Raw genomic sequence first — 16,467 nt, 5'->3', positions numbered from 1 at the left:
CCCACACAGCACCCGATCAAATGTTCGAGGTGTTGGACGAGACGAACGAGAACCTCATTGCGATTCGCGTCGGGAAGGGCACGCGAACAGGCTATCAAGAGCTGTACTCACTCCTCGTCGAAAAGAGCGATAAGCACGGGTACATCCACGTGTACGAGGAAGTTCCGAACTGGACGTTCAGGGCGTTTCTCACACACCTCCACGGGGTGGTTCCCGATCTCCGGTACGGCCCTGAGTTCGATATCGACCGGTACGCCGCAGTCGGCGATACACGATGGGCAAAACTCCTGTTCGACTGGTGGTATGCAATCCGACCGATCTGGCCAGTCGCCCCCAACGAAATGCGATATTTCGACATCAAGAAACGCGAGCGAGCTCTCGACTGGCTTCGAGAGGAAATTTAGTTACGAATACGATCAACTCCGCCGACGACAATGAGGAGTGTAGAGACAAGCGTCAGTCCAAGTTGTGGTTCCCGGAACCAGAATGGCGTTGACGGAACGACTGCCCGAAGCCCGACCAGCAGTAGTGAGAGAACCGGCACGCCGGCGTCAGGGCTGTCGACGCTGCTTCCGTTAGTCGTGTACTTCGGGGCTCCGACAGACTCACCGTAGGGCAGTCGGTCGGCTTCGTATGGGATACGCTCTGTTCGAACGCTCCAGACGACAGTCCCGGATTCGTCGACCTCTACGAGTCGCCGGTTGAGCGTGTCGGTGATAAGCGTGTTTCCGTTCGGGAGGCGATCCGCATCCCGGGGCCAATCGAGCTCGACACCCGCTGCCCGATCAAGAGCCCACGCTGGCTCCCATTTACCGCCCTCCGTTCGATGCAGTTCCACGACTCGGTCGTTCTCGCTGTCGGCAACGAGGACGGCACCATCCCCGAGCCACTGGGGGTTGTGCTGGTGGTTGAGCACGTCGGGGTCACCGCATCGAATATCGCCATCATTGTCATAGTCGTTCAACTGGCCGGATTTCCGGCAATTGGCATCGTTCGAATCGGTCGTATCCTCATTGATAACCTCAACGACGCCCTCGCCGCGCTCGATAACGAGTAGCTGGTTGGCATTCCGTACTGAGACGAGATAGCGCCCAGAGCCGATGACGTCCACGTCGTTGATGTGCAGCCAGTCGGTCGTCGTCGGATCTTGTGGGGCGTCGTAGAACGAACTCGCATTCCACTGCCACGTGACTTCGCCGTTCTTGACAGTAAAGATACGCTCGTACTCCATATCGGTGACCAAGTATTCTCCCGATTCGAGTCGTTCGACATCGTGGACTTCGCTGTTCTTGTTCGTTCGCACCGGGAAGCTATACTCCGAAACCACCTGCAGGTCTTTCCCGGGGTCAATGACTCGGAATCCCGTTCGGGTACAGGGAGACTCGTACGGTCCGCACGAAGCGTACCCGCTGTCCATGAACCCGGCTAACACTGTTCCGTTCTCCGTTTGTGTGACGTCAAAATAGCTATCAGCACTCGATTCACGCCAGGTAGTGTTCGTCCCGTTGAGAAGATAGACGCTGCCGTATTCGTGCCAGCCTGGGCCACCCCCCTGAGACCCGACCAAGGTTCGGGACGTCTGGTCTGTCTCCGAAGCCGTCCCAATCGCAGGGGCGAGCATTGCACTGCTAACAAGCGTGAGAACGAACAGAACAACGCCGAAAAGGATTAGGTAGCTACCCCGACGGAGATCAGGAACGGCAACATTCGGAACGGGGTTCATTTCTGGATATACAGCGAGTACATGATGACCGCGAGGCCAAGGGCGACGAACAGGCTGTTGATGAGCACGCCGAGGGCCAATCCGACAGAAAAGAACTGGTTGGCCACGCCAGTTAGAATTGCCCCGAGTGTGATGATACCGAACCCGACACCAAGGACACGTAGCGAATCCGCACCCGTACGTCGATAGGCTTTAAATGCAATATAGGTAATCCCGCCACCGAGAAGCAGGATTACGAACTTGACGACTGCAATCGCCGTGATGACGCCGTTCATACTTCGTCCCCCATCATCGACCAGATATCTGCAAGCCGTTCGTCTGTAGATTTCGGCGGCCGATCGACGCTCACCGAAAACGTACCTGTGTCGTCCATAGAGATCGTGACGTCCTCGAACGACCGCTCGTAGTAGGTAACCCGTCCACCTCCGGGGTTGATCGTCTCCTGTTCTCGAACGAGGGAAGCGGAACTGAGGAGTTCTAATTTTCGATACAGCGTCGACTTGGGGATGTCACATGCGTCGAGGAGTTCGTTCGCAGTCATTGGTTCGATAGTTTCCTGGAGAATAGCCCGACACGCGGGATCATCCAGCGCATCAAGGACATCCTGTACCTCCGGAGTGTCCTCGGACGACACTGAATCATCTCCCATTATTCGATAATACGTGGTCCTCGGGATATGGTGTCCGATTGCTGGAGAGGCATCCCATTGGTCCCACGAACTCAGTCGGGATCGTGGTTCCAGAGTCATGACGGTCGATCCATCGAAAGAGGGGAGACATGGTGACACAATTATGAATCGTGCTGAATTTCGAGTCGTTGTTCGCCTGCGTCTGTGATCTCGTAGAGACCCCTCCCCAGTGGAACAATACAGCCCTCACTATGGAGGTGAGCACACGTTTGGTCAATGGTGATCGGGTGTCCATCGACGGCGTTAGTGATCTCCATCACATGGCACGGTGACTCATCAACGAGCAGCTCCAATATCTCGACCTCGGTCTGTATTGAGAACTCGCTCATGGTAAATATCGTATCATGACCCACTCAGTAGCTGGATTTCGCCCGGCAGGGGCTATCCGGTCAGTCATACTGCGCGTACACCTCGAGAAGCTCTTGGTATCGATTTCGGATCGTGACTCGACTGACGTGGGCGACCTCACTCACCGTCTCCTGTGTGAGCTGTTCGTTCGTGAGGTGGGTCGCAGCATACAGAGCGGCAGCCGCCAACCCGGCTGGACTCTTTCCACTGTGGACGGCATTATCTGTAGCTACCTCAAGCAGTTCTCGAGAGCGCCGTTCTGCTTCGTCGCTCACGTCGAGCGATGACGCGAATTGTGGAATATATTGCATGGGATCCTCCGGCTCGATCTCCAGCCCAAGTTCTCGGGACAGATATCGGTACGCTCGCTGGATCCGGATTTTCTCGACACGGCTGACATCGGCGAACTCCGTCAGCGGCCGTGGCATTCCGTGCTGTCGAGCAGCCGCATACAACGACGCCGTCGACATACCCTCGATCGAGCGACCGGGGAGCAGGTTCTGCTCCACAGCACGCCGGTACAGGACGCCTGCAGTTTCCCGAACCGATTCAGGAAGTCCCAGAGCGGACGCCATGCGGCTGATCTCCCCGAGCGCTTGCTTGAGATTCCGCTCGTGAGCATCCTTCGTACGGAACCGCTCGTCCCACGTCCGGAGGCGCTGTAATTGAGCACGTTTGCGACCAGAGACAGCCTGTCCGTAGGCATCCTTGTCCTGCCAGCCGATAGTCGTACTCAGACCCTTATCGTGCATCAGCTGCGTCGTCGGAGCCCCGACCCGACTCTTTTCATCGCGTTCCTCTGAAGTGAACGCACGCCACTCAGGACCGTGGTCGATTGGATTATCTTCAAAAACCAACCCACAGCTTTCGCAGGTCGCCTCACCGCTGTCGCTAGTCCGTGTAATATGACCCTGACACTCGGGACAGATGTTGTCGTTGGCAGACTTCACCTCGCGGTCGCGTTCATCTATTGACCGTTCCTGGGTATGTTCTTGAGCCATCATACTATTGGCATATAGGGGTTTTCCCTACAAACCGTGTGTCTTCTTAACAGTATCATGAGACGGCTCCTCAATGAATAGCAGGCGGTGTCCCACTCGCTGGGAATCCGGCTTAACACTTTGTCTCCAAGACATCAACTCGTCACACCGCAAGTCAACGTCCCTACCCAATATTATGTCTCAAGCCCGACTCCGCAGGCACGATATACGAACCGCGATTTCAAGGATTCCGGTCGAGTACAGGCATATCGCCAGTTTGACGCTACTAGTGACGTATATTGTGATGCTTCTTGGAGCCTACACCAGTGCAATCGGTGCTGGACTTTCCTGTCCCGATTGGCCGACCTGCTACGGGACGTGGGTCCCCTTCCTTCAACCCGAGATCATTGCTAACTCGCCATACTCTGCACTCCAAATCTTCGCTGAGTGGGCTCACCGTGGACTGGCGATGACGGCCGGGGTTCTGATCGTCGGCACGACCCTTGGAGCGTGGGTGACACACCGTAATACCCCGATTGTCAAATGGTCGGCCACGGCCGCTCTCGTCCTCCTTCCGTTACAGGTTATCCTCGGAGGATTGACCGTCACGGAAGATCTCCAACCGACCATCGTGACGACGCATCTGGGCGTGGCAATTCTCATTCTCCTCTGTCTCCTGACGACCTGCCTCGTCGCATATCTCCGCCGCTGATGACCCCTTGCGTATAACACAATGCCACAGATACCGACGATTCAGCTCACTATGAGAGCAGAACACGGAGCCTATGAAATCTACACTTGGAGTAGTGATCACGAATGACTGCCCATACCTGCCCGATCTGTACAGATCAATTCGAAACAGCTGGAGCAGCGCGTGACCACACATGGAACGTTCACAGCGCCTGCCATTATTGTGGCGAACAACTCGGTGACGAGACTGACGAGCAGCTCTACAGACACTGGCTCGTCGCGCACCCCGACGACCTCTCAGGTGTGGATTACAAACGGGCTGAGACAGCCGTTGATTCACTCACGTTCTCAGAGCGGCTCTCCGAGGGAGGTGTTGGAGCTGCTGTCGGAGGACTAACCCGCCGACAGCTTCTCCTCGGCGGTGGTGGTGCCGCCACTGCCGGTCTCGTGATCGGCGCCACCGCTCTCTCTAACAATACGAGCACTGAGCCGGATGACGGCGCGACTGCTGGAGGTGATACGGGTGCCGTTACCACTGCCCCGATTCCCGACTCGCCTGGAGACTTCCGCTATGCGACGATGGGGTCTGCTGATGCCGATGTCATGGTCACATACTTCGGGAGCTGGAAGTGTCCGTACTGCGCCCAGTTCAGTACGGAGATGCTTTCACAACTCGTGACGGACTACGTGGAACCAGGAACAATTGCGCTCGAGTTCCGCAATCTGGCATATATCGGTGGCGACCCATTTTTGGGCCCCGATGCACCGGCAGCCGGTCAGGCCGGATTAGCCGTCTGGAACACCGACCCAGCCTCATACTGGGCGTTTCACGAATACGTGTTCGGGAATCAACCACCCGAGAGCGACCAGTGGGCGACCGCCGAGAGATTGGTCGAGTTTGCTCAGGCCGCAGGCGTCTCCGAGACAGCGTCGGTCCGCACGGCCATCCAAGAAAATCAGTATGACGACGCGCTGCGGGCGACTGACAGGGCTGCGAGCGATGTCGGTGTCGATGCCACACCCACGCTCCTCATCGATGGCATGACGGTCAATCCACTCGGAAACGAAGAGCGAGTAAGACAGCTGATCGAAGATGCAGCTGGATCAAACTGAGTCATGGATGTCCGACGGACGATTCTGGCTTGCAGGCGGGGCAGGCGTCGCGGCGATTGCAACCCTGGGAAGCCTCTGGTTCAGTCTCGGCCTCGGTCTCGTTCCGTGTACCCTCTGCTGGTACCAACGTATCCTCATGTATCCGCTTGTCGTCGTTCTCGGCGTTGCCGCCCTCGAGAGCCACAACACAATCTGGCGAACAGTCGTGCCACTATCCGTGGTGGGAGCTTCAATCGCGGGATATCACTCCGTACTCCAAGCAACGACGGCCTCATGCACCTTTGCTGGCCCCTGTGCAGTTGTCCAGTGGCAGGCTCCGGTGCTCGGACTTACAATTCCGAATCTCTCACTCATCGCGTTCGTGCTCGTGATAATTACAGTCCTCGCTGGATCCAACCTCGTCGAACCTGAACGTCAGCTATGAACAAAATCACTACCGCGGGATGTCTTGGAATGAATAGCGCCGGAATCGACCTATCGAAGCCAGCTTGTAGGGTGGAGCCCTACGCTCACATCTGATTAATGTCGTCGATATCTCGTTTCCGGTCTGTCGCCTCGGCGATTGGTCTCACGTATGGATCATACGTCGCGGGGGCTATCGTAATCCTTGCCGTCGCGACGGTAGTCGGGTTGTTCGGAGTCGACCTCGCGTCGCGCCCAGCCCTCAGACTGGTTGTGAGCACGTTCTTCCTCCAAGGAGTGACGTTTGGGGGCATCGCCATCCTTTATCTCAAAGGCCGTGATCTCGGATTGGGATTCGTTCCAGTTCGTTCACCTGACAAGCGTGATGGAGCAGTGATTGTTGGCGGGAGTATAGCGATCCTGGGGTTGCTCTTTGTGGCGTCCTCAGTAATCACAGCCCTCGGTCTGAACTCGGCTCAGAATCAGATCGTCGAGGTCGGGCGACAAAATCCGAGTGTATTCCTTCTTCTGATCCCCCTTCAATTCCTGTTAGTCGGCCCGGGAGAAGAGCTGTTGTTCCGGGGCCTCGTACAGGGCACCCTCCGTGAAAGTCTCCATCCGGCTCGTGCAATCATCCTCGCAAGCGCTCTGTTCGCATCGATCCATCTCTTCTCGTTGTCAGGGGAAGGCAAACTGGTGTACATCGGTATCGCATTCGTCCTGGCCTTAGTACTGGGAGCAGCGTACGAGTATACGGACAACCTCACAGTGCCGGCTGTGATTCACGGGACGTATAACGCGGTGCAGTTTGCAGGGGCCTATCTGACGGCGACGGGCGGACTCTAAAAATCTGACCACTTTGTCGTCTCAATTTCAGACTCCTAACGGCGAACAAGTATAAATAAAAAGCCGCCATCTCCATTCGCCTTTTGCCGAACATATCCACGCACTGTCCCGTGAATTGGGACACCGCAGTCGCCCTATGTTTAGGCCAACCAAAATGCCGAGTGTATCATGACCACACGTTTCGGCGCACCCGGAACCGGACTGTCCCGGCGTGAGTTTCTCGCGGCAACTGGCGCGACGGGTATCGCTTCGTTAGCAGGCTGTTCGGCGGGCGGAGCTAACGAGCCAGCAGCAACGAGCGATACGGCCACGCAGACACAAACTGACTCGCCTAATCTCCCCTACACCAGCCCTCCAACAGTCGTCAACGTCGACGAGCAGGGTGGTGGAGTGACGATGCGGACTCAACAGGCCCGCCACGCCGTCCACCCGCTCGATACAATGGGTGGGCCCGTCGAATTCCCACGCGTCTGGGCGTTCCAGGCCGACGACAACGACCCCAGCGTCCCAGGCCCAATTCTCAGAACGACCGAGGGTAACGCGATGGAGGTGACACTCGACAACACCGATGGCCGACGTCCCCACACGATTCACTTCCACGGAATTCGCAAGACGTGGGAGAACGACGGCGTCCCGACGACGACCGGGATTCAGGTCCCGCCAGGGGAGACACACACCTACGAGATTCCCGCTAACGTCCCTGGAACGCATTTCTACCATTGCCACTTCCAGACCCACCGGCATATCGACATGGGCATGTACGGGATCTACCGAGTTGATCCCGAAGGCTACGAACCGGCGGACCGCGAATACTTCATGACGATCAAGGACTGGGATTCGCGGGTTCCGCGGAAGTGGGCCGGTGAGGCGGACTTCACATACAATTCGGCCAGTCGCAATCCGGACGTGTTCACCGTCAACGGGAAGAGCGCACCCCGAACGCTGCACCCCGAAGAAGGCTCACCGATCATCGTCGACGAGGGCGACTCAGTTCGCATCCACCTCGTCAACGGTGGATACATGTCGCACCCGATGCATATCCATAACCACCGCTTCCAGCGTGTCGAAAAGGACGGCGGGACGATTCCAGAGGCTGCCCGCCACGACATGGACGTCACGAACGTCGCCCCCGCTGAACGACACACGATCGAATTTACTGCCGATGCAGACCCCGGCATCTACCTGATGCACTGCCACAAGGTCAACCACGTGATGAACGGCACGTTCTATCCCGGCGGGATGCTCACCGGCGTGGTCTATCGGTCCGTCATGGATACTGACATTTTCAACCAACTTATGGAGTACGCTGGCTACTCCACGTAGAGACCCTCTACACCACGACCAGGACAGGATCTAACTGAACGATAGGGGTTACCCAACCCAGGTGGACTCCTGTTGGTTCGACATCACCCCGCTAAAACAGCCGTCGCTAGGACTGCGAACCGGTCATCGAAATAATCTGAATCAACACAGCTGGGGGCTAGCATGGACCGCAACACAGCGGATTCCGGCTACTGGGTCGGCCTATTATGCACTGGCGCGGAACTCGCCATGTTTCATTCCCAGGAAGAACGCGATGACCGAGAAGATAATCATCGAGGGCAGAACCATCATAAAGACCGTCGAGGAGGTCATCACGGTCGTGAGCGCAATCGCCGCGACGGCGACAATTACGACAAGGGGGGCCACCGAGCGCACAAAGTCGAATTCCATATGTACAGTTGTGACCGGATAGACAAAACCGTTAACAAAGTAGATTTGCTGGAAGCCGGTATTGACACGGTGCGAGCGGAAGCCCACCCTTTCACAGTCATTGCCGGAGTCGATTATCTAACATGTTCGACGCCCACTCACGCCGATTCTGAAAGCCGTGCACCCGGTGCACGGAGTTCCTCGATTCCATCGCTGAGTTTGCCAGCACTAATCGCAGCCAAATCAGCAACTACTGTTCAGCCATAGGACGACGTCAAGACAGAGTAGGAGGTAAAAGAGAGGACTACTCATATTGGGAGATGATCTCCAAGATATCGACAAACGTCGCCAATACCGGATAATCAACCTCCAGACCCTCATAGAGATATGAACAGAGGTCAGTGTAGGCATCCACGTCTGCCGACCGATCGATTCGATGAGCGTGGATTTCCTCCTGCCGTTGCTGGATCCAACTCTTACATTCATCATTCAACGTATGAAGCGTCTCGTATCGGTCGGTTAGTTCAATATCTGAGTTCCCCTGTAATTTCGTAGAATCAAGTTCTGCTATCGCCTCTCGAATCTCTTGAACTGTAGATTGCACGTCTTTGAGGGTAGTGAATTCATCCTGGAGGCTCTCCAGAAAGACTCGGCGGTTGTCAATACACTGCTGTGCGGCCTCGAGGAGCCGTTGTTTGATGAGCGGTGAGAACGTAGTCGCTTCTGAGATCAGGAGCAACACATCGGCCCCGAATTCGGCACTGAGGCTCGCCTCGAACGAATCACCGTACACGTCGCCGTAGTGGTCGACCGCCATCACAGTATCATGATACCACGGCTCGATGGTATTACGGACCGACTTCTCTTCGGATGTAAGGTTCTGATCCACTCCAACAACGGACCGTTCGAACCGAGGAGTCTGTGTGTCGACGGTCTGGATACGCTGGCGAAACCGTTGGAAGGCTTGACATTCGCGCTCAACCTCACGTCGTTCTCGTAGAACACTATCGAGGGCAGCATCCGTGTATGTCGGCCACGGGCCTTGTGCGAGTGTCATCGACAGCGTATGTCTCCATACTGTCGGTCCGAAGCACAGTCAATGTCGGCCATATGGTGTACAAGCGATTCCGGAGCGCACAGCTCGCAGTATACGCGGCCGCCTACCCGGAGAACGAGCTGTACGAGACGCTGCCTTGATCAACGATGGTCTGGCTTTCGGGGACGTCTCCGTCCGGCGGCATACTCCCCTCCGCGGGACCGCCGGGTTCGCCAACGACGATCCGACCGACCATCCCCAGAGTCTTGTGCGGGATACAGAAGTAATCGTACGTCCCCGTGGTCTCGAACGTGTGCTCGAACGTTGCGCCCTGTTCACTCAGCGTTTCGCTATTGAACGTTTCTGCGCTTTCGGGAATCCGGGTAACTGATGCTGAGCTCGTTCCCTCTTTGTAGGCGGTTGCCGAGTGACTGCCGCTCTGGATTTCGAATGTCACAGTTTCCCCGGATTCGATGAACAGACCAATGGGATCGAAATAATACTCGCTCCCGTCAGTGACCATCATAACAGTATTCGAGTCTCCAGACCCACCAGCTGTCTCCTGCGTTTCAGTCGTGGTCGGCTCACCGCCACCGTCTCCGTTCCCCGAACTACTGCATCCAGCGAGACCAGTTACGCCACCTGTTGCGAGAATTCCGGCTGTCTTGAGAACCTGTCGACGCTCCATACCACATTATCAAAGACCCCAACATAAGGGGAAACGGCGGATTCCCACTGAATAGGACACCGACCAGACCTGAAGTACTGAAGCTCCAAGTTGAAGCTGCTCCGTTGGTGTAGCTCGGCCAACCATCTCGGCATCTCACGTCGAGGACCGAGGTTCAAATCCTCGACGGAGCATCCCCGATCTGATCCACTGCCCTACCCATAACCCTCACAGATGGCTACCGCACAACAAGGGACTGAGGAACACATTTTGACCCGCTATGCCTCCGTAGAGATCGGTACAATCACCAGTCCGTGTCTGATTGTTCTTGCCACCGCAACGGTTGTATACAACTGGCCACCGGCTGTACTCGGCTGGTTTGTATCCGGCCTACTCGGACTTCTCATCGCAGTAGTATCCGGCCGGACGTCAGCAATCAGGCCCAGTCTCATCAAATGGCCCCGGGCTGAGTCAAGAGGCGATTTAGCGGTGAATGCGATTGCATACAACGGCGTCTTGATTATTGGCACCGTACTTGGACAGATCGTGTGGACAGCATCGAATAGTCTCCTACTCGCTGCAGGGGTTGGAGCCGTTCTTCCGGTCTGGTTCTTCAAGCATATACAGTTCCTCGTATTTCTGGACGGCGAGTGAATTCACCGTGCCGATCGTACTTTCGGAGGGGGATATTTCCACAGCCAGCAGGATCTAACGACAGTCAAGCCCAGGATATCAGAGGTAAATCAGTCAGGTAGAAGTGCCTCTCTGTCCAAGACAGAATAATGTCACCGGAAGAGCGTCACCCACGTGGAGATCCCTCCCGTGGACAGACCACTCGAATCGGGTCTGTTCGGCCACTCTCTGTACTTCTTGCCGCAATTGTTACGCTCACTCAGGTTCCCGTCGCGTCCGCCCACGGTACAACCGGAAGCGGTGGACTCTCGCAAGGACACGGTGTACTTCTTGCTTTCGTTGGTGCCGTTATTCTCGGCGGCTTCATCCTTCTCAAACGGACCGATCGCATCACCTCAACAACCGCCCTTTACGGCGTATTTGTCGGGATCTCCATCACGGCACTCGGAGCAATTCTCTTCGAAGGGCTCTCCCCAGATCCGACATATACTGCGAGTTCGATGCCGTTCCCCCGGTCGTGGTATCAGCCGTTGGCCCTACTGAGTGGCTTGGGCATCATGGTCGCGAGCTTCATCGTTGGGTGGCTCCGCTGGCCATCCCGCCCACGATACACGTTCCTCGGCATCCTCATGGGATTGTGGATCTCGTACCCCTACCTCATTCCTGGACTGGCAAGTGATACACACCCACTTGGGTACGCAATCGTCCTCGGAACACCAATTCTAGTCGGCTACGTTGTCTGGAAGGACGCAGGGAGTGTCATTCGCGCAGTCATGCGTGATCCGGTTGCGCGTCGCTTCGGCATCGGCGTCGGTGTCGTGTTAGCACTCTTTTTCGTCTCTATAACAGGATACCTCTCGTTTTTCCCCGAGGAGGGCTTCCCCGAAGAGGTGACGGTCGTCGTTCTACCCGCAATCTATCAGCTAGTATCGTGGCCGACGCTCGAAATCGCGATTCCGCATCTCCCGTTCATACATATCCCGTTCTTCCTAGCCCTGTCACCCGGCCAGGTCATCGTCGTCGGGATGCTAAGCGCACTCATCGGGTTAAACGCCGCTCTCATCGCCCGTCACTGGCGCGTCGAGGAACGAGCCGGCATGACCGAAGGGACCGCCGGAAGCGCTGCAATCGTCGGGACGTGTACCTGTGGATGCTGTGGGCCACTCGTCGCGAAGATCGCGGTACTTGCTGCCGGGCCATCGATTGCCGCCCCTCTCTACTGGGTGTTCGTCGATTCGGCCTCGCCGCTCAGTGCAGTATTCATCGTTGGAAGCTTCGTCCTCTTCACGGGGAGCCTAATCTACTCGGTCCAAGCAGCCCGACAGCCCGATCAATCGGCTGCCATCATCCCGGCGGACTGAGGTAAGGTATCTACTGTGATCTCACGGTACCTAGGGGGACAAATGCCTCAATATATGAGGGGAAAACGTCGTCAGTACGTGTTTTTGGAACTGGCAGCGGTACTGATCGTTGTCGGCACCTTCGCAACCGGCTTCCTCCCGTCGACGCCGTTCTACCAAGTCCTCTCCGGAGGCATCATCGTTGCGGGCTTTGCGGTCGGGTACGCGGGGCTCGGTGCCTTTGAATTGCTCGAATGAAGCGATAGGAATCGTCTTCACCCGGTTACAGCAGGTATCTGCCGCTTCGCTGGGTTGGTGCCGCTACTCGTGAAGCAGGTCTCGAAACGAATTCGCTGCGAGGAGACCGCCGGTCGCCACGACCGCACCCATCGCGAACACCGGATTCAGCAACCCCGTCGCTGCGAGTGGCATCGTGACCCCATTATAGAGCAGCGCTAGCCCGTTGTTCTGTTTGACACGCCGACGAGCTGCATCTGCGAGATCGAACGTCGTCTCCACCGCCGCGAGGTCATCATCGACGATAGAAATATCCGCGGCATCGGACGCGAGTGCCGTTCCACCACCGAGCGAGATTCCCAGGTCTGCGGTCGCAAGAGCCGGTGCATCGTTCGTTCCATCACCAACCATTGTAACCTGTCCCCGGGACTGTAACCGCCGGATCGTCGCGGTCTTGCCTGCCGGCGGGACCCCCGCAAACACGTGATCGACGGCAGGATGACTGTCGAGAAAGTCAGTAGCAGCCTCGTCATCACCGGTCAGAACAACGATCTCGATATCACGGTCATTCAGCTGCGTGAGTGTGTCATCCCAACCTGCCCGTGGTTCGTCCCCCACGACGACGACGCCCTCTGCATGACCGTCACGACCGACGACGACCGGAAGGTGACCGGCCGTTCGTGCCTCTGCGGCACGCGTCTCGATCTGCTCGCTCACCGACCACCCAAGTTCCGCGAAGAGATCGAGATTCCCGACGAGAACGCGCGTGTCCTCGACGACTCCTTCGACGCCGGTCGCGTGGCTCGTGAATTCGGTGATGTCCGCTGCGTACTCGTGGTCACTGCCATCGGCAACCCCCCCATCGGCTCTTGAGCGATCGCCCTCCTGATTCCTTTGTGCAAACGTATTCACGATTGCGTCGGCCGCTGGGTGGGATGCTCGCTGTTCGAGGGCCGCGACGGTTTCAAGGAGATCCGACGGTGCATCCACCTCGAGGACATCCATCTGGCCGGTCGTGAGAGTCCCTGTTTTGTCGAAGACGACGACGTCGACGTTCCGAAGGCGCTCGAAGACTGTCTCGTCGAAGATGACGATGCCCCGCTCTACCGCTTGTTCGATACTGGTTGCCACCGAGAGCGGGGTTGCCAGGCCAAGTGCCCACGGACATCCCACTAAGAGAACTACCAGCGCCGTCAGGACGGCGACGGGAATACCAGTCCCCACCAGAAGCGACCCCAATCCAGCGAGTACCGCCCCACCGACGACGACCGGGATGATGACTGACGCGAGCTTATCGGCCTGCCGCTGGACACCGTGATCCCCACTCTGGAGATTCCAGACAGAGGTGACGAGGCGATCGATACTACTGGTTGTCCCATCGCTCACCGTGAGGACAGCAGCCCCATTTGTGACGACCGCCCCGCCGACGACCTCGTCCCCAGCTTGTTTCGATACCGGGAGCGACTCGCCCGTCACGATCGCTTCATCGACCGTGCACTCACTCTCAGCGAGAACACCATCGACTGGGATGCGTTCGCCCTCACGGACGAGAACCCGTTCCCCGGGTTCCAGACTGTGTACGTCGACCATCGTCGTCCCATCGGCGCCATACCGCCTGGCTTCGGTGACGTGGGAGATAGTGAGATTCGTCAGGCGATCCATCGCTCGCTGCTTGCTCAGTGATTCGTAGAAGATGGCGGCCACCACACTCGCGGCAACCACGATCGTGAGGTCGTAGAAAACGTCGAGTCGACCGAGGAGAAAGGCAATCGTGCTGTACACGTAGGCGCTCACCACGGTGATCGCGACGAGAAAGTCCGTATTCGGCTGTCGCATCTTCAGACTGACATACGCACCCTGTAACAGCGGCAGGCCGGTAAACACGAGGACGACACCCGTCAGAACGAGAAAGAGCGGGAGGATCAACAGGCCATCTCCACCGCCGATCCCGGACGTACTCGCGTACATATCGAGCGTCCCCTCACCAAAGAACGACGAGAGCTGCGCCGGATAGAGGAGGACCGCATATGGGAGGAGCATGAACGTCCCGAAAATGACGCCAGCAGCGTAACGGAATCCCAGCACCTCGTCAATCCCTCGTTCATTCGGCTCGTCCGACCGGCGCGACTGTCCGATTATAGTCGGTGTGTCATCGCTCCCTCCAGCACGGAGGGTTGCCGAATAGCCGAGTGTACTCAGGGTATCACAGAGAGTTTCCTTCGAGACGCGATCAGGGTCGTATGTGATACGAACCGTCTCGGTGACGTAGCTTGCTGCCACGTCTACAACACCCTCGCAGTCCTCGGCGACTGATTCAAGAAATGCTTCACACGTCGCACAGTGCATCCCGTCGACCTGAAAGAAAGCTCGTTCCTCAGACCCTAATCGAGGGGTATCCGCATCGCGTTCGCCCGCCCCAGCACCGGACTCGCGCATGGGGTCGTCTGTCGGGTCCATCCGACTGTGGACTCCATCGCCACCGAGTACTCGATGGACGTTTCGACATCCATCACAGCAGAAGACGGTGTCGTTCTCACCCACGACTCTATCGTCAGGGACAGCCCTACCACAAAGCGCGCACGTGGAAGATGAGGATTGAGATGAAGACACAATTGATTACCACCGGCTGACAGCTGACCGAGCACAGCCATGGAACCTCAACGGCGACCTCGGCCGAAGCGCCATTACCGGTGATACAGAGGCATGGGTATTAAGCGCTGTTTGGAGACGAGTGTACTGGTAGATATCCTCGATCCGAAGCTCTGCTTCTGAGTACCAGAGAGAACATATGCCATCCCTCAAAAATAGGGAGCAGACGGATGCACGATCTAACCGGGTTCCAGCGGGACGTCTTGTACGTTATCGCCGGGCTCGAGGAACCACACGGGCTCGCAGTAAAGGCCGAACTCGACGACTACTACGAACAAGAGATCAATCATGGGCGGCTCTATCCAAACCTCGACGACCTCGTCGGCAAAGGCCTCCTGGAGAAAGGTGAACTCGACAAACGGACGAACGTGTACACGGTCACACAACGCGGAGTGCGGGAGATCGAGGCGCGACGTGAGTGGGAAAGCCAGTATTTAGAGGACGTGAACGCACCCACTACGTCGTAGAACCAGGCGAGTAGAACTCAATATCAAAGCGGGACTGCTTTACCCACTTCCCACGAATACGCATTGAGATGGCTCGGCTCGTCTTCTATCATCACCCACAGGCCGAGAATTTCTCACTCAAATATAGCTCGGCATCGGTAGCAGAGATCCGGTCTCAGCAAGAGCAATCCGACGAGTCGACAAAGCTCATCGGGTACCCCTTCGAAGCTCCGGTCTATGTGCTCTATGAAGGCGATTCAGAGATCGAATCAGCGCAAGATATCGACTTTGATCAGGAATGGCTGAGCGATCGTATTCGTGACCTCCCCCGTGCTGGGCAGGTTGTCGCATTCCGATTAGTAGAGTTGCTCGAAGCCGCGGTCGATGTTCGAGATGAGGATGAGTTCCGGCTCTACAAGGAGTTCGAACCACAAAAGATCCAGCAGGCACTCGATCACGTCTCCTGGGAAGCACCGCTTCCGACCGTCGCTGGAGAGGTGATGTCGAATTTGATCCTCCGACATTCCCTCCCGAATGCGAATCATCGAACTGGCATCGCGATGCTGCAGTTCTGTATTGAGAGTGTGGACCCGGATTTTGAGATGCCACGAACGCACGTCGACGACGATTCCTGGCGAGAGTGGGTCGATCCCTATATCGTCGATTCCAAACGGCTCATTACTGTCCGCCGGAACAACCTCCGTTTCAAGCAACTCGAAGACTTGGACGTCGACGTCGTCGAACGGAAAGACGGGATCCAAATCCGATTAGCCGAGTTCGAGCTGGATATGCACTGGAGAGAAGCCCTCACAGAGTATGCTGGGCAGCACGAATCTCACTGTACGGACTTCGCGCAGGCAGTTCTCGAACGAGCAGGACGGGACGATCTACTTGACCGTCAAGGACCAACGAAACAAGAGTTCCTCACGTATCTGGAGAACGGACTGGTCGAACGGGACTTCAGAGAAATGTTCTGA

19 protein-coding genes and 1 tRNA gene are annotated in these 16,467 nt (G+C 56.9%); 11 read left to right on the top strand and 9 right to left on the bottom strand.

What is annotated here, in order from left to right:
* Window positions 1-20 precede the first annotated feature (20 nt).
* Window positions 21-404 (top strand): STAS/SEC14 domain-containing protein, encoded by a 384-nt coding sequence (locus RR_RS01790; protein ID WP_004594561.1) that lies wholly within the window; start codon window positions 21-23, stop codon window positions 402-404.
* On the opposite strand, the gene RR_RS01785 is transcribed toward RR_RS01790, so the two are convergent.
* From RR_RS01785 to RR_RS01765, 5 genes are all read right to left on the bottom strand, one after another.
* Complete coding sequence (locus RR_RS01785; protein ID WP_004594562.1) at window positions 401-1,723, bottom strand: arylsulfotransferase family protein; 1,323 nt, start codon at window positions 1,721-1,723, stop codon at window positions 401-403. The two genes, RR_RS01790 and RR_RS01785, sit on opposite strands and share 4 nt — an antisense overlap.
* Window positions 1,720-1,998 (bottom strand): DUF7521 family protein, encoded by a 279-nt coding sequence (locus tag RR_RS01780; RefSeq protein ID WP_004594563.1) that lies wholly within the window; start codon window positions 1,996-1,998, stop codon window positions 1,720-1,722. The genes RR_RS01785 and RR_RS01780 overlap by 4 nt, the downstream gene beginning before the upstream one ends.
* Complete coding sequence (locus RR_RS01775) at window positions 1,995-2,372, bottom strand: winged helix-turn-helix domain-containing protein (protein ID WP_004594564.1); 378 nt, start codon at window positions 2,370-2,372, stop codon at window positions 1,995-1,997. The genes RR_RS01780 and RR_RS01775 overlap by 4 nt, the downstream gene beginning before the upstream one ends.
* Before the next feature lie 140 nt (window positions 2,373-2,512).
* The gene (locus RR_RS01770; RefSeq protein ID WP_004594565.1) at window positions 2,513-2,740 is read right to left on the bottom strand and encodes a hypothetical protein; all 228 of its coding nucleotides are present in this window, start codon (window positions 2,738-2,740) and stop codon (window positions 2,513-2,515) included.
* Between the two features lie 60 nt (window positions 2,741-2,800).
* Complete coding sequence (locus RR_RS01765) at window positions 2,801-3,763, bottom strand: transcription initiation factor IIB (RefSeq protein WP_004594566.1); 963 nt, start codon at window positions 3,761-3,763, stop codon at window positions 2,801-2,803.
* Between the two features lie 70 nt (window positions 3,764-3,833).
* Here RR_RS01765 and RR_RS01760 point away from each other — a divergent pair, with 70 nt between their 5' ends.
* From RR_RS01760 to RR_RS01740, 5 genes are all read left to right on the top strand, one after another.
* Entirely contained in the window at window positions 3,834-4,451 is a 618-nt protein-coding gene (locus tag RR_RS01760; RefSeq protein ID WP_011222430.1) for a COX15/CtaA family protein, read from the top strand.
* Between the two features lie 104 nt (window positions 4,452-4,555).
* Window positions 4,556-5,542, top strand: a complete 987-nt coding sequence (locus tag RR_RS01755; protein ID WP_004594568.1) for a thioredoxin domain-containing protein — start codon at window positions 4,556-4,558, stop codon at window positions 5,540-5,542.
* Between the two features lie 7 nt (window positions 5,543-5,549).
* A complete protein-coding gene (locus RR_RS01750) occupies window positions 5,550-5,966 on the top strand; it encodes a disulfide bond formation protein B (protein WP_049909643.1) in 417 nt (138 codons plus the stop codon).
* A gap of 98 nt (window positions 5,967-6,064) precedes the next feature.
* The gene (locus tag RR_RS01745; RefSeq protein ID WP_004594570.1) at window positions 6,065-6,790 is read left to right on the top strand and encodes a CPBP family intramembrane glutamic endopeptidase; all 726 of its coding nucleotides are present in this window, start codon (window positions 6,065-6,067) and stop codon (window positions 6,788-6,790) included.
* Between the two features lie 168 nt (window positions 6,791-6,958).
* Complete coding sequence (locus RR_RS01740) at window positions 6,959-8,113, top strand: multicopper oxidase domain-containing protein (RefSeq protein WP_004594571.1); 1,155 nt, start codon at window positions 6,959-6,961, stop codon at window positions 8,111-8,113.
* 204 nt (window positions 8,114-8,317) lie between these two features.
* Here RR_RS01740 and RR_RS01735 read toward each other — a convergent pair whose 3' ends face one another.
* From RR_RS01735 to RR_RS01725, 3 genes are all read right to left on the bottom strand, one after another.
* Window positions 8,318-8,503, bottom strand: coding sequence for a DUF7333 family protein (locus tag RR_RS01735; protein ID WP_011222429.1), 186 nt, complete (start codon window positions 8,501-8,503; stop codon window positions 8,318-8,320).
* 283 nt (window positions 8,504-8,786) lie between these two features.
* A complete protein-coding gene (locus tag RR_RS01730) occupies window positions 8,787-9,299 on the bottom strand; it encodes a DUF7260 family protein (RefSeq protein WP_004594573.1) in 513 nt (170 codons plus the stop codon).
* Between the two features lie 343 nt (window positions 9,300-9,642).
* Complete coding sequence (locus RR_RS01725) at window positions 9,643-10,206, bottom strand: plastocyanin/azurin family copper-binding protein (RefSeq protein ID WP_011222427.1); 564 nt, start codon at window positions 10,204-10,206, stop codon at window positions 9,643-9,645.
* A 98-nt stretch (window positions 10,207-10,304) separates the two neighbouring features.
* Between RR_RS01725 and RR_RS01720 the strand changes: the two genes are divergently transcribed.
* The 3 genes from RR_RS01720 to RR_RS01710 all read left to right on the top strand — a co-directional run bounded on the left by RR_RS01720 (window position 10,305) and on the right by RR_RS01710 (window position 12,416).
* Window positions 10,305-10,379: transfer RNA gene (locus RR_RS01720), tRNA-Glu, on the top strand.
* Window positions 10,380-11,375: 996 nt separating this feature from the next.
* Window positions 11,376-12,179, top strand: a complete 804-nt coding sequence (locus RR_RS01715; protein ID WP_004594576.1) for a hypothetical protein — start codon at window positions 11,376-11,378, stop codon at window positions 12,177-12,179.
* Between the two features lie 54 nt (window positions 12,180-12,233).
* Window positions 12,234-12,416 (top strand): hypothetical protein, encoded by a 183-nt coding sequence (locus RR_RS01710; protein WP_225935282.1) that lies wholly within the window; start codon window positions 12,234-12,236, stop codon window positions 12,414-12,416.
* Window positions 12,417-12,479: 63 nt separating this feature from the next.
* On the opposite strand, the gene RR_RS01705 is transcribed toward RR_RS01710, so the two are convergent.
* Complete coding sequence (locus RR_RS01705; protein WP_004594578.1) at window positions 12,480-14,852, bottom strand: heavy metal translocating P-type ATPase; 2,373 nt, start codon at window positions 14,850-14,852, stop codon at window positions 12,480-12,482.
* Window positions 14,853-15,214: 362 nt separating this feature from the next.
* Between RR_RS01705 and RR_RS01700 the strand changes: the two genes are divergently transcribed.
* A complete protein-coding gene (locus RR_RS01700; protein ID WP_004594579.1) occupies window positions 15,215-15,511 on the top strand; it encodes a PadR family transcriptional regulator in 297 nt (98 codons plus the stop codon).
* 68 nt (window positions 15,512-15,579) lie between these two features.
* Window positions 15,580-16,467 (top strand): hypothetical protein, encoded by an 888-nt coding sequence (locus RR_RS01695; protein ID WP_011222424.1) that lies wholly within the window; start codon window positions 15,580-15,582, stop codon window positions 16,465-16,467.

It is taken from the genome of Haloarcula marismortui ATCC 43049 (genome assembly GCF_000011085.1).
Taxonomy (GTDB): Archaea; Halobacteriota; Halobacteria; order Halobacteriales; family Haloarculaceae; genus Haloarcula; species Haloarcula marismortui.
The sequence above is the reverse complement of the archived record's forward strand: the minus strand, read 5'-3'. Positions and strand labels throughout refer to the sequence as shown.